Annotated in this window: 26 protein-coding genes; 20 read left to right on the top strand and 6 right to left on the bottom strand. The window is 66.7% G+C overall.

Translation table 11 applies throughout. The features are described from left to right. Nucleotides 1–18: 18 nt before the first annotated feature. Nucleotides 19–282 (bottom strand): hypothetical protein, encoded by a 264-nt coding sequence (locus Q9235_RS00365; RefSeq protein WP_306224789.1) that lies wholly within the window; start codon nucleotides 280–282, stop codon nucleotides 19–21. Nucleotides 283–497: 215 nt separating this feature from the next. Here Q9235_RS00365 and Q9235_RS00360 point away from each other — a divergent pair, with 215 nt between their 5' ends. From Q9235_RS00360 to Q9235_RS00325, 8 genes are all read left to right on the top strand, one after another. Next, on the top strand, nucleotides 498–1,292 hold the full coding sequence (locus Q9235_RS00360) for a thymidylate synthase (protein ID WP_306224788.1): 795 nt from the start codon (nucleotides 498–500) through the stop codon (nucleotides 1,290–1,292). After that, nucleotides 1,289–1,771 carry a GNAT family N-acetyltransferase gene (locus tag Q9235_RS00355; RefSeq protein WP_306224787.1) on the top strand — a complete coding sequence of 161 codons (483 nt, stop codon included), beginning with the start codon at nucleotides 1,289–1,291 and terminating at the stop codon, nucleotides 1,769–1,771. The genes Q9235_RS00360 and Q9235_RS00355 overlap by 4 nt, the downstream gene beginning before the upstream one ends. A 51-nt stretch (nucleotides 1,772–1,822) precedes the next feature. Next, a complete protein-coding gene (locus tag Q9235_RS00350) occupies nucleotides 1,823–2,290 on the top strand; it encodes a dihydrofolate reductase (RefSeq protein WP_422678251.1) in 468 nt (155 codons plus the stop codon). 154 nt (nucleotides 2,291–2,444) lie between these two features. Further along, nucleotides 2,445–3,617, top strand: coding sequence for an FtsH protease activity modulator HflK (gene hflK, locus Q9235_RS00345; protein ID WP_306224785.1), 1,173 nt, complete (start codon nucleotides 2,445–2,447; stop codon nucleotides 3,615–3,617). Next, on the top strand, nucleotides 3,614–4,549 hold the full coding sequence (hflC, locus tag Q9235_RS00340) for a protease modulator HflC (RefSeq protein ID WP_306224784.1): 936 nt from the start codon (nucleotides 3,614–3,616) through the stop codon (nucleotides 4,547–4,549). Before hflK ends, hflC begins: the two co-directional genes overlap by 4 nt. Nucleotides 4,550–4,567: 18 nt before the next feature. Then, nucleotides 4,568–4,759, top strand: coding sequence for a DUF2065 domain-containing protein (locus tag Q9235_RS00335; RefSeq protein WP_306224783.1), 192 nt, complete (start codon nucleotides 4,568–4,570; stop codon nucleotides 4,757–4,759). Nucleotides 4,760–4,919: 160 nt separating this feature from the next. Further along, nucleotides 4,920–6,437, top strand: a complete 1,518-nt coding sequence (locus Q9235_RS00330) for a DegQ family serine endoprotease (protein WP_306224782.1) — start codon at nucleotides 4,920–4,922, stop codon at nucleotides 6,435–6,437. Nucleotides 6,438–6,586: 149 nt separating this feature from the next. After that, a complete protein-coding gene (locus tag Q9235_RS00325) occupies nucleotides 6,587–6,928 on the top strand; it encodes a DHCW motif cupin fold protein (RefSeq protein WP_306224781.1) in 342 nt (113 codons plus the stop codon). Here the strand turns inward: Q9235_RS00325 and serB are convergent, their stop codons facing one another. Continuing rightward, nucleotides 6,929–7,816, bottom strand: coding sequence for a phosphoserine phosphatase SerB (gene serB, locus Q9235_RS00320; protein WP_306224780.1), 888 nt, complete (start codon nucleotides 7,814–7,816; stop codon nucleotides 6,929–6,931). Between the two features lie 12 nt (nucleotides 7,817–7,828). Between serB and miaA the strand changes: the two genes are divergently transcribed. Beyond that, complete coding sequence (miaA, locus tag Q9235_RS00315) at nucleotides 7,829–8,755, top strand: tRNA (adenosine(37)-N6)-dimethylallyltransferase MiaA (RefSeq protein WP_306224779.1); 927 nt, start codon at nucleotides 7,829–7,831, stop codon at nucleotides 8,753–8,755. 3 nt (nucleotides 8,756–8,758) lie between these two features. On the opposite strand, the gene Q9235_RS00310 is transcribed toward miaA, so the two are convergent. Then, a complete protein-coding gene (locus Q9235_RS00310) occupies nucleotides 8,759–10,222 on the bottom strand; it encodes a GGDEF domain-containing protein (RefSeq protein WP_306224778.1) in 1,464 nt (487 codons plus the stop codon). A 325-nt stretch (nucleotides 10,223–10,547) separates the two neighbouring features. Here Q9235_RS00310 and Q9235_RS00305 point away from each other — a divergent pair, with 325 nt between their 5' ends. The 6 genes from Q9235_RS00305 (at nucleotide 10,548) to Q9235_RS00280 (ending at nucleotide 15,942) form a co-directional block, all read left to right on the top strand. Then, nucleotides 10,548–12,311, top strand: coding sequence for an acetolactate synthase 3 large subunit (locus Q9235_RS00305; RefSeq protein WP_306224777.1), 1,764 nt, complete (start codon nucleotides 10,548–10,550; stop codon nucleotides 12,309–12,311). Nucleotides 12,312–12,474: 163 nt separating this feature from the next. Continuing rightward, nucleotides 12,475–13,185: an aspartate/glutamate racemase family protein gene (locus Q9235_RS00300; RefSeq protein WP_306224776.1), complete on the top strand. Its 711-nt coding sequence runs from the start codon at nucleotides 12,475–12,477 to the stop codon at nucleotides 13,183–13,185. After that, nucleotides 13,182–13,859 (top strand): glutathione S-transferase family protein, encoded by a 678-nt coding sequence (locus Q9235_RS00295; RefSeq protein ID WP_306224775.1) that lies wholly within the window; start codon nucleotides 13,182–13,184, stop codon nucleotides 13,857–13,859. The genes Q9235_RS00300 and Q9235_RS00295 overlap by 4 nt, the downstream gene beginning before the upstream one ends. A 58-nt stretch (nucleotides 13,860–13,917) precedes the next feature. Then, entirely contained in the window at nucleotides 13,918–14,460 is a 543-nt protein-coding gene (gene ilvN, locus Q9235_RS00290; protein ID WP_047580085.1) for an acetolactate synthase small subunit, read from the top strand. Between the two features lie 16 nt (nucleotides 14,461–14,476). Further along, entirely contained in the window at nucleotides 14,477–15,730 is a 1,254-nt protein-coding gene (locus Q9235_RS00285; RefSeq protein WP_306224774.1) for an FAD-dependent oxidoreductase, read from the top strand. Next, entirely contained in the window at nucleotides 15,727–15,942 is a 216-nt protein-coding gene (locus Q9235_RS00280; protein ID WP_306224773.1) for a hypothetical protein, read from the top strand. The genes Q9235_RS00285 and Q9235_RS00280 overlap by 4 nt, the downstream gene beginning before the upstream one ends. Nucleotides 15,943–15,945: 3 nt before the next feature. On the opposite strand, the gene Q9235_RS00275 is transcribed toward Q9235_RS00280, so the two are convergent. Beyond that, on the bottom strand, nucleotides 15,946–16,491 hold the full coding sequence (locus Q9235_RS00275) for a DUF924 family protein (RefSeq protein ID WP_306224772.1): 546 nt from the start codon (nucleotides 16,489–16,491) through the stop codon (nucleotides 15,946–15,948). 142 nt (nucleotides 16,492–16,633) lie between these two features. On the opposite strand from Q9235_RS00275, the gene Q9235_RS00270 reads away from it, so the two are divergent. The 3 genes from Q9235_RS00270 (at nucleotide 16,634) to Q9235_RS00260 (ending at nucleotide 18,807) form a co-directional block, all read left to right on the top strand. Continuing rightward, nucleotides 16,634–17,299 carry a TetR/AcrR family transcriptional regulator C-terminal domain-containing protein gene (locus tag Q9235_RS00270; protein WP_306224771.1) on the top strand — a complete coding sequence of 222 codons (666 nt, stop codon included), beginning with the start codon at nucleotides 16,634–16,636 and terminating at the stop codon, nucleotides 17,297–17,299. 14 nt (nucleotides 17,300–17,313) lie between these two features. Next, on the top strand, nucleotides 17,314–18,333 hold the full coding sequence (gene ilvC, locus Q9235_RS00265) for a ketol-acid reductoisomerase (RefSeq protein ID WP_100963369.1): 1,020 nt from the start codon (nucleotides 17,314–17,316) through the stop codon (nucleotides 18,331–18,333). 243 nt (nucleotides 18,334–18,576) lie between these two features. Beyond that, nucleotides 18,577–18,807 carry a hypothetical protein gene (locus tag Q9235_RS00260; RefSeq protein ID WP_306224770.1) on the top strand — a complete coding sequence of 77 codons (231 nt, stop codon included), beginning with the start codon at nucleotides 18,577–18,579 and terminating at the stop codon, nucleotides 18,805–18,807. A 220-nt stretch (nucleotides 18,808–19,027) separates the two neighbouring features. Here Q9235_RS00260 and Q9235_RS00255 read toward each other — a convergent pair whose 3' ends face one another. Both Q9235_RS00255 and Q9235_RS00250 read right to left on the bottom strand, forming a co-directional pair. After that, nucleotides 19,028–19,417 (bottom strand): ComEA family DNA-binding protein, encoded by a 390-nt coding sequence (locus Q9235_RS00255; RefSeq protein WP_306224769.1) that lies wholly within the window; start codon nucleotides 19,415–19,417, stop codon nucleotides 19,028–19,030. Nucleotides 19,418–19,628: 211 nt separating this feature from the next. Beyond that, on the bottom strand, nucleotides 19,629–20,153 hold the full coding sequence (locus tag Q9235_RS00250; RefSeq protein ID WP_306224768.1) for a DedA family protein: 525 nt from the start codon (nucleotides 20,151–20,153) through the stop codon (nucleotides 19,629–19,631). Between the two features lie 187 nt (nucleotides 20,154–20,340). Here Q9235_RS00250 and Q9235_RS00245 point away from each other — a divergent pair, with 187 nt between their 5' ends. Both Q9235_RS00245 and Q9235_RS00240 read left to right on the top strand, forming a co-directional pair. Next, nucleotides 20,341–21,219 carry an ABC transporter ATP-binding protein gene (locus tag Q9235_RS00245; RefSeq protein ID WP_306224767.1) on the top strand — a complete coding sequence of 293 codons (879 nt, stop codon included), beginning with the start codon at nucleotides 20,341–20,343 and terminating at the stop codon, nucleotides 21,217–21,219. Beyond that, entirely contained in the window at nucleotides 21,216–22,007 is a 792-nt protein-coding gene (locus Q9235_RS00240) for an ABC transporter permease (protein WP_306224766.1), read from the top strand. The genes Q9235_RS00245 and Q9235_RS00240 overlap by 4 nt, the downstream gene beginning before the upstream one ends. Nucleotides 22,008–22,028: the final 21 nt, after the last annotated feature.

Raw genomic sequence — 22,028 nt, 5'->3', positions numbered from 1 at the left:
GACTGCGATTTCCGGGCCTCAATTCAGAATGCGTCCATTTCGGATGTCGATATCGAGGCTCATCTCGTCGTCCTCGGCGGTGCGGCCTGCGACCTCCCAGCGATCGTCGGAGCGGATGATCTCCTCGACATGGACGAGGCCGGCGCTCCAGGCGATGTCGCGGGCCTGCCGCTCCGAGATCGTCGCATTGGCATAGGTCTCCTCACCATGCGCCGACAGCGCGACGAGGGCGTTGAGAGCAAGTGCAGCCAGCAGGCGGCCGGGTGCGTTCAGGGTCGGCATATCGACTATCCCCACGAATCAAGCGCGCGATGAGCGGCGCCGATTGGGGCGGGTTTGCGGAGAAACGCTCTCACGGTTCGTCGCGTTTGCGTGAAGCGGCAAGGCTCCCGCCACAGCTTGGCAGGGTCTGCCGCAAACGCTGGGGATGTCTGCCGGCCGGACGGGGCCAAGCGGGCTTCGAGCGGCTATAGTCGCGCGCCTTCCAGAGAGTCGCCATGCGCCAGTATCACGACCTGCTCCAACGCGTCCTGACCGAGGGCGTCCGCAAGGACGACCGCACCGGGACGGGCACGCTCGCCGTCTTCGGCCACCAGATGCGCTTCGACCTGTCGGAAGGCTTTCCGCTGGTCACGACCAAGAAGCTGCACCTGAAATCGATCATCCACGAGTTGATCTGGTTCCTGCGCGGCGACACCAATGTGCGCTATCTCCAGGAGAGCGGCGTCACGATCTGGGACGAATGGGCCGATGCGAACGGCGATCTCGGTCCGGTCTATGGCAGGCAATGGCGCTCCTGGGCGGCGCCGGACGGGCAGGTGATCGACCAGATCGCCTGGCTGGTGAACGAGATCAGGCGCAATCCGGATTCGCGCCGGCTGATCGTCTCGGCCTGGAACCCGGCCGACATCCCGAAGATGGCGCTGGCGCCCTGCCACTGCCTGTTCCAGTTCTTCGTCGCGAACGGCAAGCTCTCCTGCCAGCTCTACCAGCGCTCGGCCGACGTCTTCCTTGGCGTGCCCTTCAATATCGCGAGCTATGCGCTGCTGACCCATATGGTGGCGCAGGTGACGGGGCTTGGCGTCGGCGATTTCGTGCATTCCTTCGGCGATACGCACCTTTATGTGAACCATCTCGAGCAGGCACGGCTGCAGCTCTCGCGCGAGCCACGCGCGCTGCCGAAGCTGACGCTGAACCCGACGGTGACGCGGCTTGAGGATTTCCAGTTCGCCGACGTCACGATCACTGATTACGACCCGCATCCCGGCATCAAGGCTCCGATCGCAGTATGACCCTTTCCATCCGCTCCGCCCGCCCGGGCGAGGCCGGGCTCGTGCTCGGCTTCATCCGTGAGCTCGCCGAATACGAGAAGCTGCTGCACGAGGTCGTCGCGACCGAGGCGGATATCGCCGAGGCGTTGTTCGGGGAGAATCCGAAGGCGTTTTGCGACATCGCCGAATGGGACGGCGAGCCGGTCGGCTTCGCCGTGTGGTTCTACACTTATTCGACCTTCTCGGGCCGGCACGGCATCTGGCTGGAAGACCTGTTCGTGCGGCCGGACCAGCGCGGGCGCGGCATCGGCAAGGCGCTGATCGCAGGCCTCGCGCGGCGCTGTGTCGCGGAGGGACTGCCGCGCCTCGCCTGGTGGGTGCTGAACTGGAACGAGCCGTCGCGCGTTTTCTATCGGGCACTCGGCGCCAAGGCGCAGGACGAGTGGACCGTGAAGCGGCTGGAGGGCGAGGCGCTCGCGCGACTGGGCGCAGAGGGCTGAGCCATGGAAAAGCGTCCGATCGTGCTGATCGCGGCCGTCGCCGAGAATGGCGTGATCGGCGACGACAACCGGCTGATCTGGCGGCTGAAGGCCGACATGAAGCATTTCCGTAATCTGACGCTCGGGCGGCCGGTGCTGATGGGGCGCAAGACGTTCCTGTCGATCGGCAAGCCGCTGCCGGGACGCGAAATCATCGTGCTGACCCGCGATACCGGCTTTTCGGCGGAGGGGGTGAGCGTAGCCCGTTCGTTCGACGAGGGGGTGGCGATCGGGCAGCGGCTGGCCGCGGCCAGCGGCGCGGATTCCGTCGTGGTCGCGGGCGGCGCCGAGATCTACCGGCAGGCTCTGCCGCTGGCGGACCGGCTGGAATTGACCATCGTCCATGCCAAGCCTTCGGGCGATGCGCTTTTTCCCGACTGGGAGCGCGAGGCTTTTGAGGCCGGCGCCAACGACCATCACCCCGCCGATGCCGAGAACGAGCACCCTTATACGTTCGTTACCTACGCCAAGCGCGGCTGATCGCCGCTTTCCGTTCACGATGAATGGCTTGCGCCGTTGACGAATCCATGGCCCATGACCAAGTCAGCCCAGCGCCTTCGCCCGAAGGCACTGACAAGCGGCCGTCATTTGCTTATGGCTTGGCCTCGACAGAACGAAAGGGAACGGCTCGAGAATGCCTTGGAGCAATCAGAGCGGCGGTGGCAACGGCGGGGGAGGTCCCTGGGGTCAGCGCGGAGGTAGTGGCGGCGGCGGTCCCTGGGGCGGCGGTTCCGGCGGAGGCGGCGGTGGCGGGGGCAATGGCAACCCGCCCGATCTCGAGGAAATCCTGCGACGCAGCCAGGACCGGCTGAAGAACCTGGTCCCCGGCGGCAATATCGGCGGGCGCGGCCTGCTTCTCGGCATTTTGGCGCTGATCCTGATCTGGCTCGGCTCCGGCATCTATTTCGTGCGGCCCAACGAGGTCGGCCTCAACGTCGTCTTCGGCCGTTTCGCCGGCAAGACCGGCGAAGGCCCCAACTGGAACTGGCCCTATCCGATCGGCAACGTGATCAAGCCGCAGGTGACGAACGTCATCACCACCGAGGTCGGTTTCCGGACGATCGAATCGGTCCGCGCCTCGCGCCAGACCGACGTCATCGAGGAGAGCCTGATGCTCACCGGCGACGAGAACATCGTCGATATCGACTTCATCGTGCAGTGGCAGATCGATCCGGCCGCGCCCGAGAACTACGTCTTCAACATCCAGGATCCGCCGGGCACGGTGAAGGCCGTGGCCGAGAGCGCGATGCGCGAGATCATCGGCCGGCGCAACATCCAGCCGGTGCTGACGACCGATCGCGGCGCGATCGAGACCGAGGTGCGCCAGCTCATGCAGGACACGCTCAACGGCTACAATGCCGGCGTGCGCATCAGCCTCGTCCAGCTCCAGAAGGTCGACCCGCCGCAGCAGGTCATCGACGCCTTCCGCGACGTCCAGGCGGCTCGCGCCGACCAGGAACGCCTGCGCAACGAGGCGCAGACCTATGCCAACCGCGTCGTGCCCGAGGCCCGCGGCCGTGCGGCCGGTCTCGTCCAGGCGGCGGAAGCCTTCAAGGAGCAGACCGTCGCCGAGGCGCGCGGTCAGGCGAGCCGCTTCAACGCGGTCTATGAGCAATACAAGAACGCTCCGGCCGTGACGCGCGAGCGTCTCTTCCTGGAGACGATGGAACGCGTGATGGGCGGGACCGACAAGATCATCCTCGACTCGACGGGCAACGGGCAGGGCGTCGTGCCTTACTTGCCGCTCGACCAGCTCCAGCAACGGCGCCCGGCTCCGGGCCAGCAGCAGGGAGGGGCTCTGCGATGAACTCCCCCGTGTTGCGCGGCGTGCTCTTCTTCGCCGTCGTCGTCGTCGCCGTCGTGCTCTATGCCTCGACCTTCGTGGTCTCGCAGACGCAGTCGGCGCTCGTCCTGCGCCTCGGCGCGATCCGCAGCGTCGTCACGGCGCCCGGCCTGTACTTCAAGCTCCCGGCTCCGTTCGAACAGGTCACCCTGCTCGACAACCGCATCCTCGACCTCGACCTCCCGGCCCAGGAAATCATCGCCTCGGACCAGAAGCGTCTCGTCGTCGACGCCTTCACCCGCTACCGGATCTCCGATCCGCTGCGTTTCTACCAGGCGGTCAACAACATCCCGCGCGCCAACTCGCAGCTCGCCTCGATCGTGAACGGCAATGTCCGCTCCGTGCTGGCGGAAGCGAGCTTCACGGCGATGGTGCGCACCGAGCGCACGCGGCTGATGAACCGCATCCGCGACGACGTGAACCGCGAGGCCGCCCGTTTCGGCATGTCGGTCGTCGACGTCCGGCTGCGGCGCGTCGACCTGCCGGCGGCGAACTCGGCGGCGGTGTTCCAGCGCATGCAGACGGAACGCCAGCGCGAGGCGGCGGAAGCGCGCGCCCTCGGTGGCCAGCAGTCGCAGGAGATCAAGGCCAGAGCCGACAGGGACTCGACCGTGATCGTGGCGGAGGCGCAGCAGCAATCCGACGAGATCCGCGGTGCGGGCGAGGCGGAGCGCAACAAGGTCTTCGCCGAGGCCTTCGGCAAGGACCCGGAGTTCTTCTCCTTCTATCGCTCGATGCAGGCCTATGAGGCCAGCATCAAGCCGGGGGATACGCGGATGGTGCTGACGCCGGATTCGCCGTTCTTCCGTTTCTTCAACGGCTCCAACGCGCAGCGTCAGGACGGTCAGGCGGGCGCTTCGGCGACGCCTGCCCAGCCTGCGCCGGCACGGCCCTGATCAAGGCGGGCGACGCGAATGCTAGATTTCGTCGCGGCGCTCGGCCTGGTCTTCGCCATCGAGGGCATTCTCTTCGCCGCGATCCCGCATCTGGCAAAGGATGCCCTGCGTAGCGCGGCCGAAACGCCGGTGGACCGGATGCGGCTCATCGGCATCGGCTCGGCGGTGTTGGGCGTGCTCCTGGTCTGGCTCGCGCGCGGCATCTGGTAAGAGCGGGGGCGGCCACGCGATCGTGTTCGATGACATGATCGTGCGTCGCCCTTCCGCCGCATTTCGGAGTTCAATCATCGGGCGCGTCCGTCTGCCTCGCGGCACCGGGCGCGCCTGCCTGCATCGATCGGCCCGCATTCTTCCGAACACGAGGATCCCTATGGCATCGAACACCCTTTCCGCAGCCAGGCCTGTCCGCATCGCTCTCGCTGCCGGCGTCGCCGGGCTCGCGCTGCTGGCCTCGCCGGTGCTGGCGCCGGGGCATGCACAGGCCAACACGCCGCTCCTTCAGGGGCAGACCTCGCTTGCCGATCTCGTCGAGAAGGTGATGCCGGCGGTGGTCAACATCGCGGCTGTCACCACAAACGATCAGAAGGGCCGCAACCTGCCGCAATTGCCGCAGCTCGGCCCCGACACACCCTTCGGCGACCTGTTCGAGGAATTCTTCAACCGCCGCAACCAGCAGGGCGAGCGCCAGGCACCGCAGCAGCGCCGCTCGCAATCGGCCGGATCCGGCTTCGTGGTCGATCCCTCCGGCATCGTGGTCACCAACAACCACGTCATCGGCGACGCCAACGAGATCACCGTGATCTTCAATGACGGCCTGCGTCTCAAGGCCGAGGTCATCGGCAAGGACAGCAAGGTCGACCTCGCCGTGCTGCGCGTGAAGCACGACAAGCCGCTGCCGGCGGTCAAGTTCGGCGATTCCGACAAGATGCGGATCGGCGATCCCGTGATGGCGATCGGAAATCCGTTCGGGTTGGGCGGCTCGGTCTCCTCGGGCATCGTCTCGGCCCGCAACCGCGACATCAGCCAGGGCCCGTACGACACCTATATCCAGACCGACGCGGCCATCAACAAGGGCAACTCGGGCGGCCCGCTGTTCAACATGGCCGGCGAGGTCATCGGCATCAACACGGCGATCCTGTCGCCGACGGGCGGCTCGGTCGGCATCGGCTTCGCCGTGCCTTCGACACTGGCGACCAATGTCGTCGACCAGCTCAAGGAGTTCGGCGAGACCCGGCGCGGCTGGCTCGGCGTGCGCATCCAGACCGTCGACGACGCCACCGCCGAGGCGCTCGGCCTCGGCACGGCGCGCGGCGCGCTGGTCGCGGGCATCGACGAGAAGGGCCCGGCCAAGCCGGCCGGCCTCGAGACCGGCGACGTGATCGTCAAGTTCGACGGCAAGGACGTGAAGGATTCGCGCGACCTGCCGCGCATCGTCGCGGCGACGCCGGTCGGCAAGGACGTGCCGATCCTGGTGATCCGCAAGGGCAAGGAAGAGACCAAGACGGTCAAGCTCGGCCGCCTCGAGGATGGCGAGAAGGTCCAGTCGGCCTCGGCGAACAAGCCGGCGGCAGAGCCGGCCAAGCCCGCGGTGACGAGCGCGCTCGGCCTGGAGTTCTCGCCGCAGACGGACGAGCTCCGGAAGCGCTATTCGATCAAGGACGGGCTCAAGGGCGTCGTCATCACCAAGGTCGAGGCCAATTCGAACGCCGCGGACAAGCGCATCCTCGTCGGCGAGCTGATCGTCGAGGTCGGCCAGGAGCCGGTCAACGCGCCGCAGGACGTGACCAAGCGGCTCGACGCGCTGAAGAAGGAGGGCAAGAAATCCGCCCTCCTGCTCGTCTCGAACGGCCAGGGCGAAGTCCGCTTCGTCGCCGTCTCGATGAACTGAGACCGGTTGCATCGGCAGAATGCGAGAGGGCGGCCCGATCGGGCCGCCCTTTTTCATGCCCTGTCCGCAGAGCGGCAGCGAGGCGCGCCCGCTGGCGCGGACTGGCAAAACGCAGCTAGAGCTTGGCTACAGCGCCAGGAGAGACCGAGATGAAGATCAGCGACATTCCCTTCGTCACCACCGACTGGGCGACCATCCCGGTGGAGCGCCATGCGGGCGATAGCGGTGAAGCGACCTGGCGCGTCCAGTATTTCGGCCCCGAGGACAACCGTATCCGGGTACGGATGGTCGAGTACTCGCCGGGCTATGTCGCCGACCACTGGTGCTCGAAGGGGCACATCATCCTGTGCCTCGAAGGCGAGATGGAAACCACGCTCGCTGACGGGCGCGTGCTGCCGCTCCGCGCCGGCATGAGCTATCAGGTAGCCGACAATGCCGAGGCGCATCGCTCCGCGACCAAGACCGGCGCGAAGCTCTTCATCGTCGACTGATCAACTGCGGACGATCTCGCTGCCCATGTAGCCCTGGGCGTAAAGCAGCGCCGTGAGATCGGCATGGTCGAGCCGGGCGTCGGCAGTAGCCGCGACCGCCGGCTTGGCGCGGAAGGCCGCGCCCAGTCCCGCCTCGCCGAGCATGGCGAGGTCGTTGGCGCCGTCGCCGACGGCCATGGTCTGCTCGGGCGTGAGTTTGAAGCGGGCGCGCAATTCGACGAGCGCATCGAGCTTGGCCTGCTTGCCGAGGATGGGATCGGCGACCGTGCCGTTCAGGATGCCATCGTTCGCCAGCAGCGTGTTGGAGCGGTGCTCGTCGAAACCGATGGTCTGGCCGATCGGACCGGTGAAGACGGTGAAGCCACCCGAGACGAGGGCGGTGTAGCCACCATTGGCGCGCATGGTCTGGACGAGTTCGCGCCCACCCGGCGTCAGCGTGATGCGGTTGCGAATGATCTCGCCAACGACGGAAAGCGATACGCCCTTGAGGAGGGCGACGCGCTCGCGCAAAGCCGGCTCGAAATCGATTTCGCCGCGCATCGCCCGTTCGGTGATCGCCGCGACATGTTCCTTCAAGCCGACGAATGCGGCGAGCTCGTCGATGCATTCCTGGCCGATCATGGTCGAATCCATGTCGGCGAGGAACAGTGCCTTGCGGCGCGTCGCTGCCGGCTGGACGATGACATCGATCGCGGCGCCTTCCAGAGCGGCCCGGATATCGGCTTCGAGCTTGCGCGCGTCGGCTGCTTCCGCGAAGAGGTCGGCGGCGGTCGCGCCGTCGAGCACCGCCGTGCCGGTGATGCCGGGCACAGTGCGGGCAAGGCGGGCGAGCAGGGCGTCGTCGACGAGCGCCTGGCCGTGGGCGGATACGAGTGTGGCGACGAGCATGCGAGGAACCGGGTGAAGGCGGCAGGGGAATTCGGCGCGGTGCTCATCGCAGGTCCGACCGCGAGCGGCAAGTCCGCGCTGGCGATCGAGATCGCACGCCGCACCGGTGGCACCGTCGTCAACGCCGATTCCATGCAGGTCTATGCCGATCTCCGCGTCCTCTCGGCCCGGCCGAGCGAGGCTGAGGAGGCGATGGTGCCGCATCGCCTCTACGGGCATGTCGACGGCGCCGTGAACTATTCGGCGATGCGCTATGTCGCCGATGTGACGTCACTGCTGGCGGAGTTGCGCGCTACGGGCTCGCTGCCGATCCTGGTCGGCGGCACCGGGCTCTATTTCAAGGCCGTCACCGAAGGTTTTTCCGCCATGCCGCCGGTGCCGGAGGCGGTGCGGATTGCCTTCCGCGCCCATGCAGAGGGGCACGAGACGACTGCTCTCCATGCCGAACTTGCGGCTTGCGACCCTGCCATGGCGGAGCGATTGCGTCCGAGCGACCGGATGCGAATCATGCGGGCGCTGGAGGTCTTCCGCGCGACGGGGCGGTCGCTGGCGAGCTTTCAGGGCGAGCGCGAGCCGGGACCTCTGGGCAGCGTGCGGACGCTGCGGCTCTTTGTTCATCCCGAGCGCGAGGCGGTGAAGGCGCGGATCGACCGGCGTTTCGAGGCGATGATGGGCGAGGGCGCGCTCGACGAGGTCGCGCGGCTGAAGCAGCGCGGGCTCGATCCGCTGCTGCCTATCATGCGCGCGCATGGCGTACCCGGCCTGATCGCCCATCTCGACGGCGAGATCACCCTGGAGGAGGCGATCCGGCGCGGCCAGGCGGATACACGCGCCTATGCCAAGCGGCAGGTGACGTGGTTCCGGCACCAGATGGCAGGCTGGGAGGCGGTCTCGCCCGAGGCTGCGCTTGAACTGGCCGCCCGGCGCCTCGGCTGCTGAAGCTCAGGCGGCCTCGGCGATGGGGGTGGGGTCGGCGAGGCCGAGGCGGTTGCGGCCCTCGTTCTTGGCACGATAGAGCGCCTGGTCGGCGCGGGCGGTCAGCGATGCCAGCGCTTCGCCGGAATGAAGCGCGGCGATGCCGAGGCTGGCGGTCACCTTGAGCGCCAGGGTTTCGGAGACGGGCATCGCGCGGGCGAGCAAGGCTTCCTGGATCTGGCGTGCGCTTGCAGCAGCCGAGGCGAGGTCGCTGCCTTGCAGCAGGATGCCGAATTCCTCGCCGCCGAAGCGGCCGACAAGATTGCGCTCGTTGCGGAACTGGCCGAGCAGCAGATCGGCGAAGGCGCGGATCACCGCGTCACCGGCCGGATGGCCATAGGTGTCGTTGACCTGCTTGAAATGGTCAAGATCGACGATGATGAGGGCGAGGTCGGTGCCCTCGGCCTCGCTCGCCGCGATGGCGGCATTGGCCTTGTCGGTGAAGGAGCGGCGGTTGAGCAGCGCCGTCAGCGGGTCGGTTTCGGCGAGGCGACGCAGTTCGTTCTCGCGTTCCTCGCGCAGGCCGATCTCCTCGGAGAGGGCCCGGCGCGTCGCCCGCTCGCGGCCGATCTCCAGCGCCAGCGTCGCTGCGCGCATCTGCAAGGTCTGGTTGGCGACGGTCAGGTCGGTGATATCCGTCAGCGTCAGGAGGAGGCCGTCGCCGAGCGGCGCGATCGCGACCCTGAGCCAGGTCGTCGCGCCCTCGCGCGTGAAGGAGACTTCGAGCGTGTCGGCGCGCTGCAGGTCGATGGCATAGAGGCAGCGGCGCCAGACCGAAGGGTCGGACAGGAAGGGCAGGCTCTCGCGGCCATCGGTGTCGAGCAGCTCCGCCTCCGCGCACCCGCTCAGTTCGGAGGCGCGGCCGTTGGCGGTGACGACGACGGCCTGCTCGATCGCACCGGCCGCGTCGCGAATGGCGCGCAAGGCGACGATGCCGCTGGGCGAGCTTTCGAGCACGGCATTGAGCAGGTCCTCGCGGAACTGCAGGGGGCGGCTGAAGGCGATGATGAAGCGGCGCCCGTCCCGCGTCGTGGTCGGCAAGACGAGGCGCTCCCAGAGCGCGACGCGCACCGTCTGGGTCGAGCGATGCACGGTGTAGAGTGGCCGATCCTCGGCCAGGGTCTGGTCGAAGCTGTCGATCGAGAAGCGGGCGACGCGCTCACGCATCTCGGAGAGGCGTTTGCCGAGGCGGCTGGCGCCGGAATAGCGGATGATCTCGCGGCCGAAATGCAGCCAGCGATAGTCGCCATCGCCTGTGGGTTCGAGAACCATCAGGTCGTCGCCGAAATCCGGCAGCAGCGCGGCGGCGAGCTTCTCATAGCTGACGGGCTCGCCACCCCGCCGATGAAGCGCGAAGCGGTCCAGAATCCGCGCGATCTCCGGGGCATGGCCGCGGGCCGCGATATTCTCGGTGTGAACCTCGTAGTACATATCCGTCCCGGTTCGAGCGCGCAGAGGCTAAGCCCGGACGGATTGAGAAAGTGTTCCCTTGAGGCATGGTATTTTCCGGACCCGGCGAATGCCGGTCCTTAGCCATGTTAACGCTTGACCGTTTGCGCGCCCTCCGTTAGCGTTCGGCAACTTTCGTCAAGGATCATGTGCGCGATGCGCAAGCTTATTCTCGTAGAGGTGCGCTGGTAGGGGCCGGTTTTCGAACCGGGCGTCCCCGACGCCAGCGCACGCCCAGGCCCCTCCGAGGGCCTTTTTTATTGCCCGCGTTCCAGACAGACCAGAAGACCAGCCGCAGGAGAGCGTTATGAGCGAGATGATGACCGGAGCCGAAATGGTCGTCCGCGCGCTTCAGGATCAGGGTGTCGAGCACCTGTTCGGGTATCCGGGCGGCGCCGTACTGCCGATCTACGACGCCATCTTCCAGCAGGACAAGGTCAAGCATGTCCTCGTCCGCCACGAGCAGGGCGCCGTCCATGCCGCCGAGGGCTATGCCCGTTCCGGTGCCGGCAAGGTCGGCTGCGTGCTCGTCACCTCCGGCCCCGGCGCGACCAACGCCGTCACCGGCCTGACCGACGCGCTGCTCGACTCGATCCCGCTCGTCGTCATCACCGGCCAGGTCCCGACGCATCTGATCGGCTCCGACGCCTTCCAGGAATGCGACACGGTCGGCATCACCCGCTCCTGCACCAAGCACAACTACCTGGTGAAGAGCATCCACGACCTGCCGCGCATCCTGCACGAGGCGTTCTACGTCGCTGCCAACGGCCGCCCGGGCCCGGTCGTGATCGACATCCCCAAGGACATCCAGTTCGCCTCCGGCTCCTATACCCGGCCGCGCGACAACCAGCACAAGACCTACCGACCGGTGGTCAAGGGCGACCTGAACAAGATCAAGGCCGCGGTCGAACTGATCGCCGGCGCCAAGCGGCCGGTCTTCTATACCGGCGGCGGCGTGATCAATTCCGGCCCGCACGCCTCGGCGCTGCTGCGCGAACTGGCGCGGCTGACCGGCTTTCCGGTCACCTCGACGCTGATGGGACTCGGCGCCTTCCCGGCCGCGGACAAGCAGTGGCTCGGCATGCTCGGCATGCACGGCACCTACGAGGCGAACCTCGCGATGCATGACTGCGACGTCATGATCAATATCGGTGCGCGCTTCGACGACCGCATCACGGGCCGCATCGACGGCTTCTCGCCGCGCTCGAAGAAGATCCATATCGACATCGACCCGTCCTCGATCAACAAGACGGTCAAGGTCGATATCGGCATCGTCGGGGACTGCGCCCATGTGCTGGAGGACATGGTCCGGATCTGGCGCGAGACCGGCGCCCAGGCCGACAAGACCGCGCTCGCCGCCTGGTGGACGCAGATCGACGGCTGGCGCGGCCGCAAGAGCCTCTCCTACAAGCGCTCGGACACGATCATCAAGCCGCAATACGCGCTGGAGCGGCTGCATGAGCTGACCAAGGATCGCGACACCTACATCACGACCGAAGTCGGCCAGCACCAGATGTGGGCGGCGCAGTATCTGCAGTTCCAGGAGCCGAACCGCTGGATGACCTCGGGCGGCCTTGGCACGATGGGTTACGGCCTGCCGGCGGCGATCGGCGTGCAGATGAAGCATCCCGACGCGCTCGTCATCGACGTCGCCGGCGAGGCCTCGATCCTGATGAACATGCAGGAGATGTCGACGGCGGTGCAGTACCGGCTGCCGGTGAAGATCTTCATCCTCAACAACGAGTACATGGGCATGGTGCGCCAGTGGCAGGAGCTGCTGCATGGCGGGCGCTATTCCGAGAGCTATTCGCAGTCCCTGCCGGACTTCGTGAAGCTGGCGGAAGCCTATGGCGGCCACGGCATCCGCTGCTCCGACCCGGCCAAGCTCGACGCCGCGATCATGGAGATGATCGAGACGCCCGGCCCGGTGATCTTCGACTGCCTCGTCGCCAAGGAAGAGAACTGCTTCCCGATGATCCCGTCGGGCAAGGCCCATAACGAGATGATCCTGCCCGATTTCGAGGGGGATACCGGCGAGATCATCGACGCCAAGGGCAAGCAGCTCGTCTGAGGCGGATTTTCCTCTTCTCAGCCCTCATCCTGAGGAGCAAGCCTACGGCTTGCGTCTTGAAGGATGCTCCAGGAGGCTCCTGACACATCTGGAGCATCCTTCGAGACGCCGCGTTCCGCGGCTCCTCAGGATGAGGGCTGAGAGGCGGCAACGGGAGGAACGAATGGCCACGATAGGTCTGATCGGCGGGATGAGCTGGGAGTCGACCGCGGTCTATTACCGGCTCCTCAACGAGGGCGTGCGCGCCCGTGCGGGCGGGCTGCATTCGGCCGACGTGCTGCTGCATTCGGTCGATTTCTCTCCCATCGCGGAAATGCAGGCGAAGGGCGACTGGACCGCGGCCGGCGCGGCGTTGGCCGCAAGCGCGCGGCGCCTCGAGCAGGGCGGTGCCTCCTGTCTCGTGCTCTGCACCAACACCATGCACAAGGTCGCCGACCAGATCATCACCGCGACCAAGCTGCCCTTCATCCACCTTGCCGATGTGACGGCGCGGGCGGTGCTGGCTTCGCCCTCGCGCCGGCCGCTGCTGCTGGCCACCCGCTTCACCATGGAGCAGGGCTTCTATCGCGACCGGCTCAGGGCCTTCGGCGTTGAGGCGCTGGTGCCGGCCCCGGAGGAGCGCGACGACGTCCACCGCATCATCTACGAGGAATTGTGCCGCGGGCGGATCGAGCCGGTCTCGCGCGAACGCTACCGTGCCATCGTCGCGCGTGCCGCCAGGGAGGAGGGCGCCGACGGCGTCATCCTCGGCTGCACCGAGATCGGCCTGCTGCTCTCGCAGGGTGATGTTGCCGTGCCGGTCTTTGACACCACCGCACTGCATGTCCAGGCGGCGCTCGATTTCGTCGATGAGTGGGAGGTTGCCGCGGCATGAAGCTTCTGATCGGCAACAAATGCTACTCGTCCTGGTCGCTTCGGGCCTGGCTCCTGATGCGCGCGACCGGGATCGCCTTCACCGAGCAGCTCGTGCCGCTCGACGAGCCCGGCTTCAAGGAGGCGATCTTCGCGGCGGCGCCCGGCAGCGGCGGCACCGTGCCGACGCTGGTCGATGGCGATGTCGTCGTCTGGGAGACGCTGGCGATCTGCGAATACCTGCATGACACGCAGCCGCAGGCCGGCATCTGGCCGCGCGACAAGGCGGCGCGGGCCCATGCGCGCGCCATCGCCAGCGAAATGCATGCCGGCTTCACGGCTTTGCGCAGCGCCTGCCCGATGAATCTCGGCAAGCGCTTCGCGGGCCGCGATCGCGGCCCCGGCGTCGCCCGCGATGTCGAGCGGCTGACCAGCCTGTGGCGGCAGGCGCGCGAGCGCTTCGGCGCCGGCGGACAATTCCTCTATGGCGCCTTCTCGGCGGCGGATGCGATGTTCGCGCCGGTCGTCACGCGGCTCGACACCTATGGCATCGCCGTCGACGCGGTCTCGCAGGATTACATGCAGGCCGTGCTCGCGCTGCCTGCCTATCGCGAGTGGCTCGCCGCCGCGCTGGTAGAACCCTGGATCGTCGCGCAGGACGAGGTTGACGAACCCGCCCTCGTCGATCTCCGCTGAGCCCAACCCTTTCAATCCGATCGTTTTCATCCGCTCCAACCCGCCTCACAGGTCCGCCATGTCGAAGCCCGCCACCCATTATCCGAACGCTCCCAAGGCCCAGCCGACCGCGCGCCACACCTTGGCAGTGATCGTCGACAACGAACCGGGCGTTCTTGCCCGCATTGCCGGGCTGTTCTCGGGCCGTGGCTACAATATCGAGAGCCTCACCGTTTCCGAGACCGAGCATGAGAAGCATCTCTCGCGCATCACGGTCGTGACCTCCGGAACGGCCAATGTCATTGACCAGATCAAGGCGCATCTCGACCGGCTGGTGCCGGTTCATCGCGTCGTCGACCTGACCGAACAGGGCGAGGCGATCGAGCGCGAGCTCGCGCTGGTCAAGGTGGTCGGCAAGGGCGATCACCGCGTCGAGGCGATGCGCCTCGCCTCGGCCTTCGGCGCGCGCGTGCTCGATGCCTCGCTGACCTCCTTCGTCTTCGAGCTGACCGGCGCGACCGAGGAGATTGAGCGCTTCATCAAGACGATGACGGCGGTGGGGCTGACTGAAGTTTCGCGCACCGGCATCGCCGCGATGAGCCGCGGCCCGGACTCGATGTGACCACCGGCTTCTGCCGGTGACGCGCGGCTACGCGATCGCGATTGCCGGCTGCGGACCGGCCGGGCTTGCGGCTGCGCTGCTGCTGGAGCGCGCCGGGCATCGCGTCACGCTGGTCGAACGCTTCGCCACGCCGCAGCCGCTTGGCTCGGGCCTGATCCTCCAGCCGACCGGGCTTGCCGTTCTGCGCGAGCTCGGTCTGGCCGATGCCTTGATCGCGCGGGGCAGCCGGCTCGACCGGCTCTATGGGCTGGGTGCGGCCACCGGTTCCGTTGTGCTCGACGTGCGCTATGCGGCGCTCGGCCCCGACGCCTTCGGCCTCGGCATCCATCGCGGCAGCCTGTTCGGGGCGCTGTTCGCGGCTGTGACGGCACGCGGGATCGGGGTCGAGACCGGCTGTGAGGTCGCGGATGTCGAAAGCGGCAGCGGCGAGCGGGTCTCGCTTTTGCTGGACAATGGCCGAAAGCTCGGGCCGTTCGACCTCGCCATCGATGCCCTGGGCGCGCGCTCGCCCCTGATCGGCCGGGCCTTGCGGCCGGTGCGGCAACGGCCGCTGGCCTATGGCGCGGTCTGGGCCAATGCACCGTTGGCGGAGGGTTTCGATCCGCATGCGCTGGAGCAACGCTATCATCAGGCCAGCGTGATGGTCGGCGTGTTGCCGATCGGGCGGCGGCTCGATCAGGAGAGACTGCTGGCCTCGTTCTTCTGGAGCCTGAAGCCGGCCGATCACGCGCAATGGCAGGCGCGCGGCCTCGATGCCTGGAAGGCGGATGTGCTTAGCCATTGGCCGCAGACGGCGCCGATGCTGGAGACGATCACGTCTGCCGAGGAGTTGCTGCTGGCCGCCTACCGGCATCACACCTTGCCGGTCCCGGCTGGGCGCGGCCTCGCCTTCATTGGCGATTCCGCCCATTCGACCAGCCCGCAACTGGGGCAGGGCGCCAATATGGGCTTGCTCGATGCCTACGCGCTGACGATGGCGGTGAACGAGGCTCCAGATATTGCTGGGGCGTTAGAGCGTTATGCGCGGCTGCGGCGCTTCCATGTCCGGCTCTATCAGGCGGCGAGCCGCCTGTTCACGCCGTTCTATCAATCCGACAGCTATGTGCTGCCCTTGCTGCGCGACCGGCTTGTGCCGCCACTGGCGCGCCTGCCGGGGATCGGCAGGCAACTGGCCCTGCTCGTCGCGGGGCTGTATGGCGATCCCTTGCAGGTCCTGAAGCTGGGGCCGGCTTTCCCGGCAAATCCCACTCTTGCGAGGGTAAGGGCATGACGACACCGAGCCTCGAACAGATCGCGCTGCTGCTCGGCATCGTCGGGCTCGGCTGCTTTGCCTGGCCGATCGTGATGCGCCTTTCCGGCAAGGCGCAGGCCGAGGAGCTGGGCAGCGGCAAGAGCCTGCGATCGCCACTCTGGTGGGCCGGCTTCCTGCTCACTATCGCGGCGATCTTCCTGCAGCGCATCGCGAGCCAGCAGGCCGGCTGAGGGTCACCCCGCGAAGCCGCCCTCATCGAGGAAGGCGCGCTCCTGCGCCGTGGTCTCGCGGCCGAGCACGGGGTTGCGATGCGGGAAGCGGCCGAAATCGCGGATGATGTCCCGGTGCATCTCGGCGTATTTCACGCCGTCGGCATCATCGGCAGCAGCGCAGAGTTCGATACAGCGCTCCTGATCGGCCAGCCCTTCGGAGTGCATGAAGGGCATGTAGAAGAAGCGCTTCTCCGGCGGCTGATAGGCCTCGTCGAAACCTCTGGCGATCGCGCGCCCGGCGACTTCAACGGCTAGCGCATCGGTGGCGAAGGCGCGCGGGCTGTCGCGGAACATGTTGCGCGGAAACTGGTCGAGCAGGATCAGCAGCGCATAGACGCCTTCCGGCGTTTCCTCCCAAGCCGCGAGCTGTCCGGCAGCGGCGGCCTCATGGGCGGGCAGGAAGCGCCTGGTGATCTCGGTGTCGAAAGCGTCGTCCTTGAGGAACCATTTCTCGGGGCCGGCCTCGCACCAGAAGCTGACAATGGCATGGGCGCTGGGCAAGGTCATGGATGGCTCCGTTCCTGAGAATTGGTTCGCCCAGAGATAATTCTTCTTCGGTGATGCGCCAGTCGCGAATAACGCTTGCGGGCCGCTCGCCGCTGCGATAGATGCCTGAACCGTAACGTACGGTACTGGATTTCTCCCGCCCATGACGCAAGGCCCGGCAGAGACACAAGGCGAGGCGCTGACAGCGCGCCAGCAGGCCGTGCTCGATGCCGTGCTGAGCTTGATGGTCGAGAAGGGCAGCGGGCTGACGATGACCGCCGTTGCGCGGCGCGCGAGCTGCTCCAAGGAAACGCTCTACAAGTGGTTCGGCGACCGCGACGGTCTGCTGACCGCGACCGTGCAGTGGCAGGCCTCGAAGGTGAGGGCGGGCAATTTCGACCGGCAGAACCTCGATGCCGGCGCGCTGCGCGAGAGCCTGAAAGGTTTCGCCGCGAACTGGCTGGAGGTGATCACCTCGCCGACCTCGATCGCGCTCAACCGCATCGGCATCAGCCAGGCGGCGTCGCGCGACGGCAATCTCGGCTCGATCGTGCTGGCCAATGGCCGCTTCGCGATCGGCGAGCGCCTGAAGCCGGTGCTCGATGCCGGGCGCGAAGCGGGGCTGCTCGCCTTCGACGATACCGAGACGGCCTTCCGCACCTTCTTCGGCCTCGCCGGCCGCGACGTTCAGATCCGGCTCCTGCTCGGCGATACGCTGACGCTGAGCCGGGCCGAGATCGCCACTGACGCCGAGCGGGCGACCGAACAGTTTCTCACCCTCTACGGTGCGGGGCGGCATGCCTCGGGCCGGGACAAGTCCAACGCGTGACAAAGGAGACACCCATGCGCGTTTATTACGATCGTGATGCCGACATCAACCTGATCAAGGGCAAGAAGGTCTGCATCGTCGGCTACGGCTCGCAGGGCCATGCCCACGCGCTCAACCTGCGCGATTCCGGCGTCAAGGACGTTATCATCGCGCTCAAGGCCGGCTCGGCCACGCGCAAGAAGGCCGAAGAGGCCGGCTTCAAGGTCATGACTCCGTCGGAGGCCGCCAAGGTCTCGGACATCATGATGATGCTGACCCCGGACGAGCTGCAGGGCGACATCTATCGCGACGAGCTGCACGCCAACATGAAGGAGGGTGCTGCTCTCCTGTTCGCGCACGGCCTCAACGTCCATTTCAACCTGATCGAGCCGCGCAAGGACCTCGATGTGCTGATGGTCGCCCCGAAGGGCCCCGGCCATACCGTCCGTTCCGAGTACCAGCGCGGCGGCGGCGTGCCGACCCTGATCGCGATCCACCAGGACGCGACCGGCAACGCCCATGACCTCGGCCTGTCCTACGCCTCGGCCAATGGCGGTGGCCGCGCCGGCATCATCGAGACGACCTTCAAGGAAGAGTGCGAGACCGACCTGTTCGGCGAGCAGGTCGTGCTCTGCGGCGGTCTGGTCGAGCTGATCAAGGCCGGCTACGAGACGCTGACCGAGGCTGGCTACGCCCCCGAGATGGCCTATTTCGAGTGCCTCCACGAGGTGAAGCTGATCGTGGACCTGATCTACGAAGGCGGCATCGCCAACATGAACTACTCGATCTCGAACACCGCCGAGTACGGCGAGTACGTCACCGGTCCGCGGATCATCACGGCCGAGACCAAGGCCGAGATGAAGCGCGTCCTGACCGACATCCAATCGGGCAAGTTCACCCGCGACTGGATGCTGGAGAACAAGGTCAACCAGACCTCGTTCAAGGCCACCCGCGCCCGCTACGCCGCTCACCCGATCGAGGAAGTCGGCGCCAAGCTCCGCGACATGATGCCGTGGATCAAGGCCAAGGCCCTGGTCGACAAGACCAAGAACTGAGCTGGCGCAGGCCCGCGCCGGCCATGGCAGGCGCGGACTTCCCGGATTGATTCAAGATGTTGCGGGGCTGATTCCGGAACGTCTCGCAATCGACTGATATCGGTAGATTTTTCCGTTTGCGGGCGGCGGTCGAAAGGCTGCCGCCCGTTTTCGTTGGGCGCCGGTTGGAACCCTCCGAAGGCCCGGGCGTTTTCCTTGCGGTGCATGGCCCGACAAGGCCTGCGAGACCTCAAGGAGACGGTCATGACGGTCGATACCCGACCCAGAGTGCCGGTCGAGGATCTGGACAAGGCCCGCGGCGGCGATGCGATTCCGCCGATGCGCGCGCCTGATCATAGCGATGCCGATCCGGCTGTGGAGACGCCCATCGAGGCACGGCAGGGCTTTCTCGGCCGGCCGGTGCTGATGGTGCTGATCGGCGGGCTCGTGCTCGTGACAGTCGCGTTGTTCGCCGTGGAGAAGCTGGTCTACTGAGTTTTGCGAAACCGTTCGTGTTTGCCCGCCACAGGGGAGGCAGTGATGGAACTCTTACGCATTCTTGAAACGCCGGTGGCGATCCGCGTCGTGATGGCGCTGTCGCTCGCAATGATGCTGGCGGTGATCCTCGGCCTGGCCTGAGGCACCTTCTCGATACGCCTGAAACGATAAAGCCCCCGGCGCCTGGCGCCGGGGGTTTTTTGTATCTGAAGGCCGATCAGAAGGTGATCTTGTCCTTGATCTCGGCCTCGACATTCGCGGGCAGGGTGCCCCGCTTCACGAGGTCGGCGAAATCCTTGAACTTCGCCTTGCCGCGCTCCTCGATGATCTTCTTGGAGCGGGCCTCGCCGATGCCCTTGAGCGTATCGAGCTCGGCGGCGGTCGCGGTGTTGATGTTGATCTTCTTGGCCTGGGTCGCGGCGGGCGTGGCGGCAGCCGGGCTCGCGGGCTTGGCGGCGGGCGCGGCCTGGGCAGCCGGAGCGGCAGGCGCGGTGATGGGCGCGGCGGGCTTGGCCGGGGCGGGGGCCTGCGTCGCGGTCTGGGCGAAGGCCTGGCCGCCCATGGCAGCGAGCGCGACGAGAGGGATCAGGAAACGAGACATCGTCATGACTTAAGACCTCGCGGGTCGGCCCGGATCGTCGCATCCGCCGGGAGCCGGGTCCCTCCGCCGGACGACGCTGGCGGCACGGGGCCGTTCAGCGTGTCGCGCCGGGCTTCACCATCGGGGTGTGCCGCGATGCGACGACGCGAAGAAGCGCCTTTCGGGTTGAACGCTCTCCGAATGGCGCGTTCACCGGGCAGTCAGGTTGCGGGCGCGCTCAGCGAGCGAGGAATTCGCTGAGGCGACCGACGCCGTAGAGCAGGCCGAAACCCCAGGCGAAGGAGGCCAGCCAGTTGGCGAGCTGGAACTGCCAGGCCGGCATCGCGACGATGCCGGCGACGATGGCAATGACGGCGCGCAGCGGCCCGAAGAAATGGCCGATCAGGATGCTGGCGATGCCCCATTTCTCGAAGAAGGCATGGCCGCGATCCAGCAATTGCGGGTTCTTGTTGAAGGGCCAGTAGTCGTGGACTCGCGGTCCGAGATAGATGCCCGCGATATACGACACCCAGAAGCCGCTGCCGGCGCCGAGCGATGCTGCCAGCGCCAATGGCACGAGACTGAGGCCCGAGGCGCCGGCGACGGCGCCGAAGGTGGTGAAGAACACGGTTGCCGGAACCAGCCAGGACAGAATCGCGACGCATTCGGCAAAGGCGACGGCGAAGACGATCGGGACGGCCCATTGTTGATGGGCCTGCATGAAGACGACGAGCGCCTTCATGGCTTGTTCGAGTTCGGCCATGGCGTTCGGCTCGGCTCCTGCGGGGGCGGGTCGGTTCCGCCATATGGCCGCGTCACCGGCGCGATGCAAGCGACGGCCCGCCGCAGGGGCATCGTTGCCTTCCCCGGACGATCGCCTATTAATTCCGCCAACGCGGAAAAGCTGACGGCCTGGCGCCAACGCTGCGCCTGACGGGGAAACGGATTTCATGGAGTTGCAGGATCGCCCGCACCAGGATGCGGGAGCAGGGCCGGGGCCGTCGGGCGATCCGGCGGTCAAGCTCGGCGGCATCGACATCACCTTCCACCTCGCTGATGGTGGCCGTTACCAGGCGGTCAAGGGCATCGACCTCAACGTTCATCCCGGCGAGTTCGTCTCGATCGTCGGGCCGACCGGCTGTGGCAAGTCCACCTTGCTCAATGCCGCGGCCGGCTTGCTCGCGCCCTCGGCCGGCGCGGTCGGCATCTTCGGCAAGCCGCTCTCGGGGCTGAACCGGCGCGCCGGCTATCTCTTCCAGCAGGACGCGCTGATGCCGTGGAAGACGGCGCTGGAGAACGTCAAGGTCGCGCTGGAGCCGATGGGCATTTCGAATCAGGAGGCGGATCAGCGTGCGCGGGAATGGCTCGGCCGCGTGGGCTTGCGGACCTTCGTCGACCGCTATCCGCACATGCTATCGGGCGGGCAGCGCAAGCGCGTCAGCCTCGCCCAGATGCTGATCCGCAATCCCGAGATACTGCTGATGGACGAACCGTTCGGGCCGCTCGACGCGCAGACCCGGCAGATCATGGGCAATCTCCTGCTCGATCTCTGGTCGCGCGACCGCAAGGCGCTGATGTTCGTGACCCATGATCTGGAAGAGGCGATCGCGCTGTCCGACCGGGTCGTGGTGATGTCGGCGGGGCCGGCGGCGGGGATCGTCGCCGACTACAAGGTCGACCTGCCGCGTCCGCGCGACATTGCCGATATCCGGCTGGAGAAGGCGTTCCACGAGATCCATCGCGACATCTGGGCCTCGCTGCGCGTCGAGGTGCAGAAGGCCTATGCGATGGGCGAGGGGCGCGAGCTCGTCGGGGGAGACGCGTCATGAAGCGGATGAAGCTCCTCTCGCTCCAGATCCTGGTGATGCTGGTCTTCCTGCTGGTCTGGCATGTGGTGACCACCACGAGCCTTTTCGGCGACGTGAAGACGATGCAGTTCTTCTTCTCGACGCCATCAGCCGTGCTGGCGCGCACCTTCAAGCAGCTCACCAGCGCGGAGATCTACTACCATCTCGGCATCACGCTGACCGAGACGGTACTCGCCTTCGTCATCGGCTCGCTCGCCGGCATCCTGTTCGGCTTCGCATTCGCGCGGCGCGAGCTGCTCTCGGCGGTGTTCGATCCCTATATCAAGGCGGCGAACGCCCTGCCGCGCGTCGTGCTGGCGCCGATCTTCGCGCTCTGGTTCGGCTTGGGCATCTGGTCGAAGGTGGCGCTCGGCTTCACGCTCGTCTTCTTCATCGTGTTCTTCAACGTCTATCAGGGCGTGCGCGAGGTCTCGCCGACGATCCTGGCCAATGCGCGCATGCTCGGCATGAACGAGCGGCAGCTCTTCAAGCATGTCTATTGGCCCTCGGCCCTGACCTGGATGTTCTCCTCGCTGCATACCTCGGTCGGCTTTGCGCTGGTCGGCGCGGTGGTCGGCGAATACCTCGGCTCCTCGGCGGGGCTCGGCTACAAGATTCAAGAAGCCGAGAGCGTGTTCGACGTCACCGGCGTGTTCGCGGGCATGCTGATCCTGGCGATCTTCGTGATCGCGATCGACTCAGCCGTGACGGTGGTCGAGAAGCGCCTGCTCGTCTGGCGCCCGGGGCAAAGCTCGACCACCACGACCTAACGTCATCTCCGCTTGATCGCC

Source organism: Bosea beijingensis, assembly GCF_030758975.1.
Classification (GTDB): Bacteria; Pseudomonadota; Alphaproteobacteria; order Rhizobiales; family Beijerinckiaceae; genus Allobosea; species Allobosea beijingensis.
This window is presented reverse-complemented; position numbering and strand designations above follow the sequence as displayed.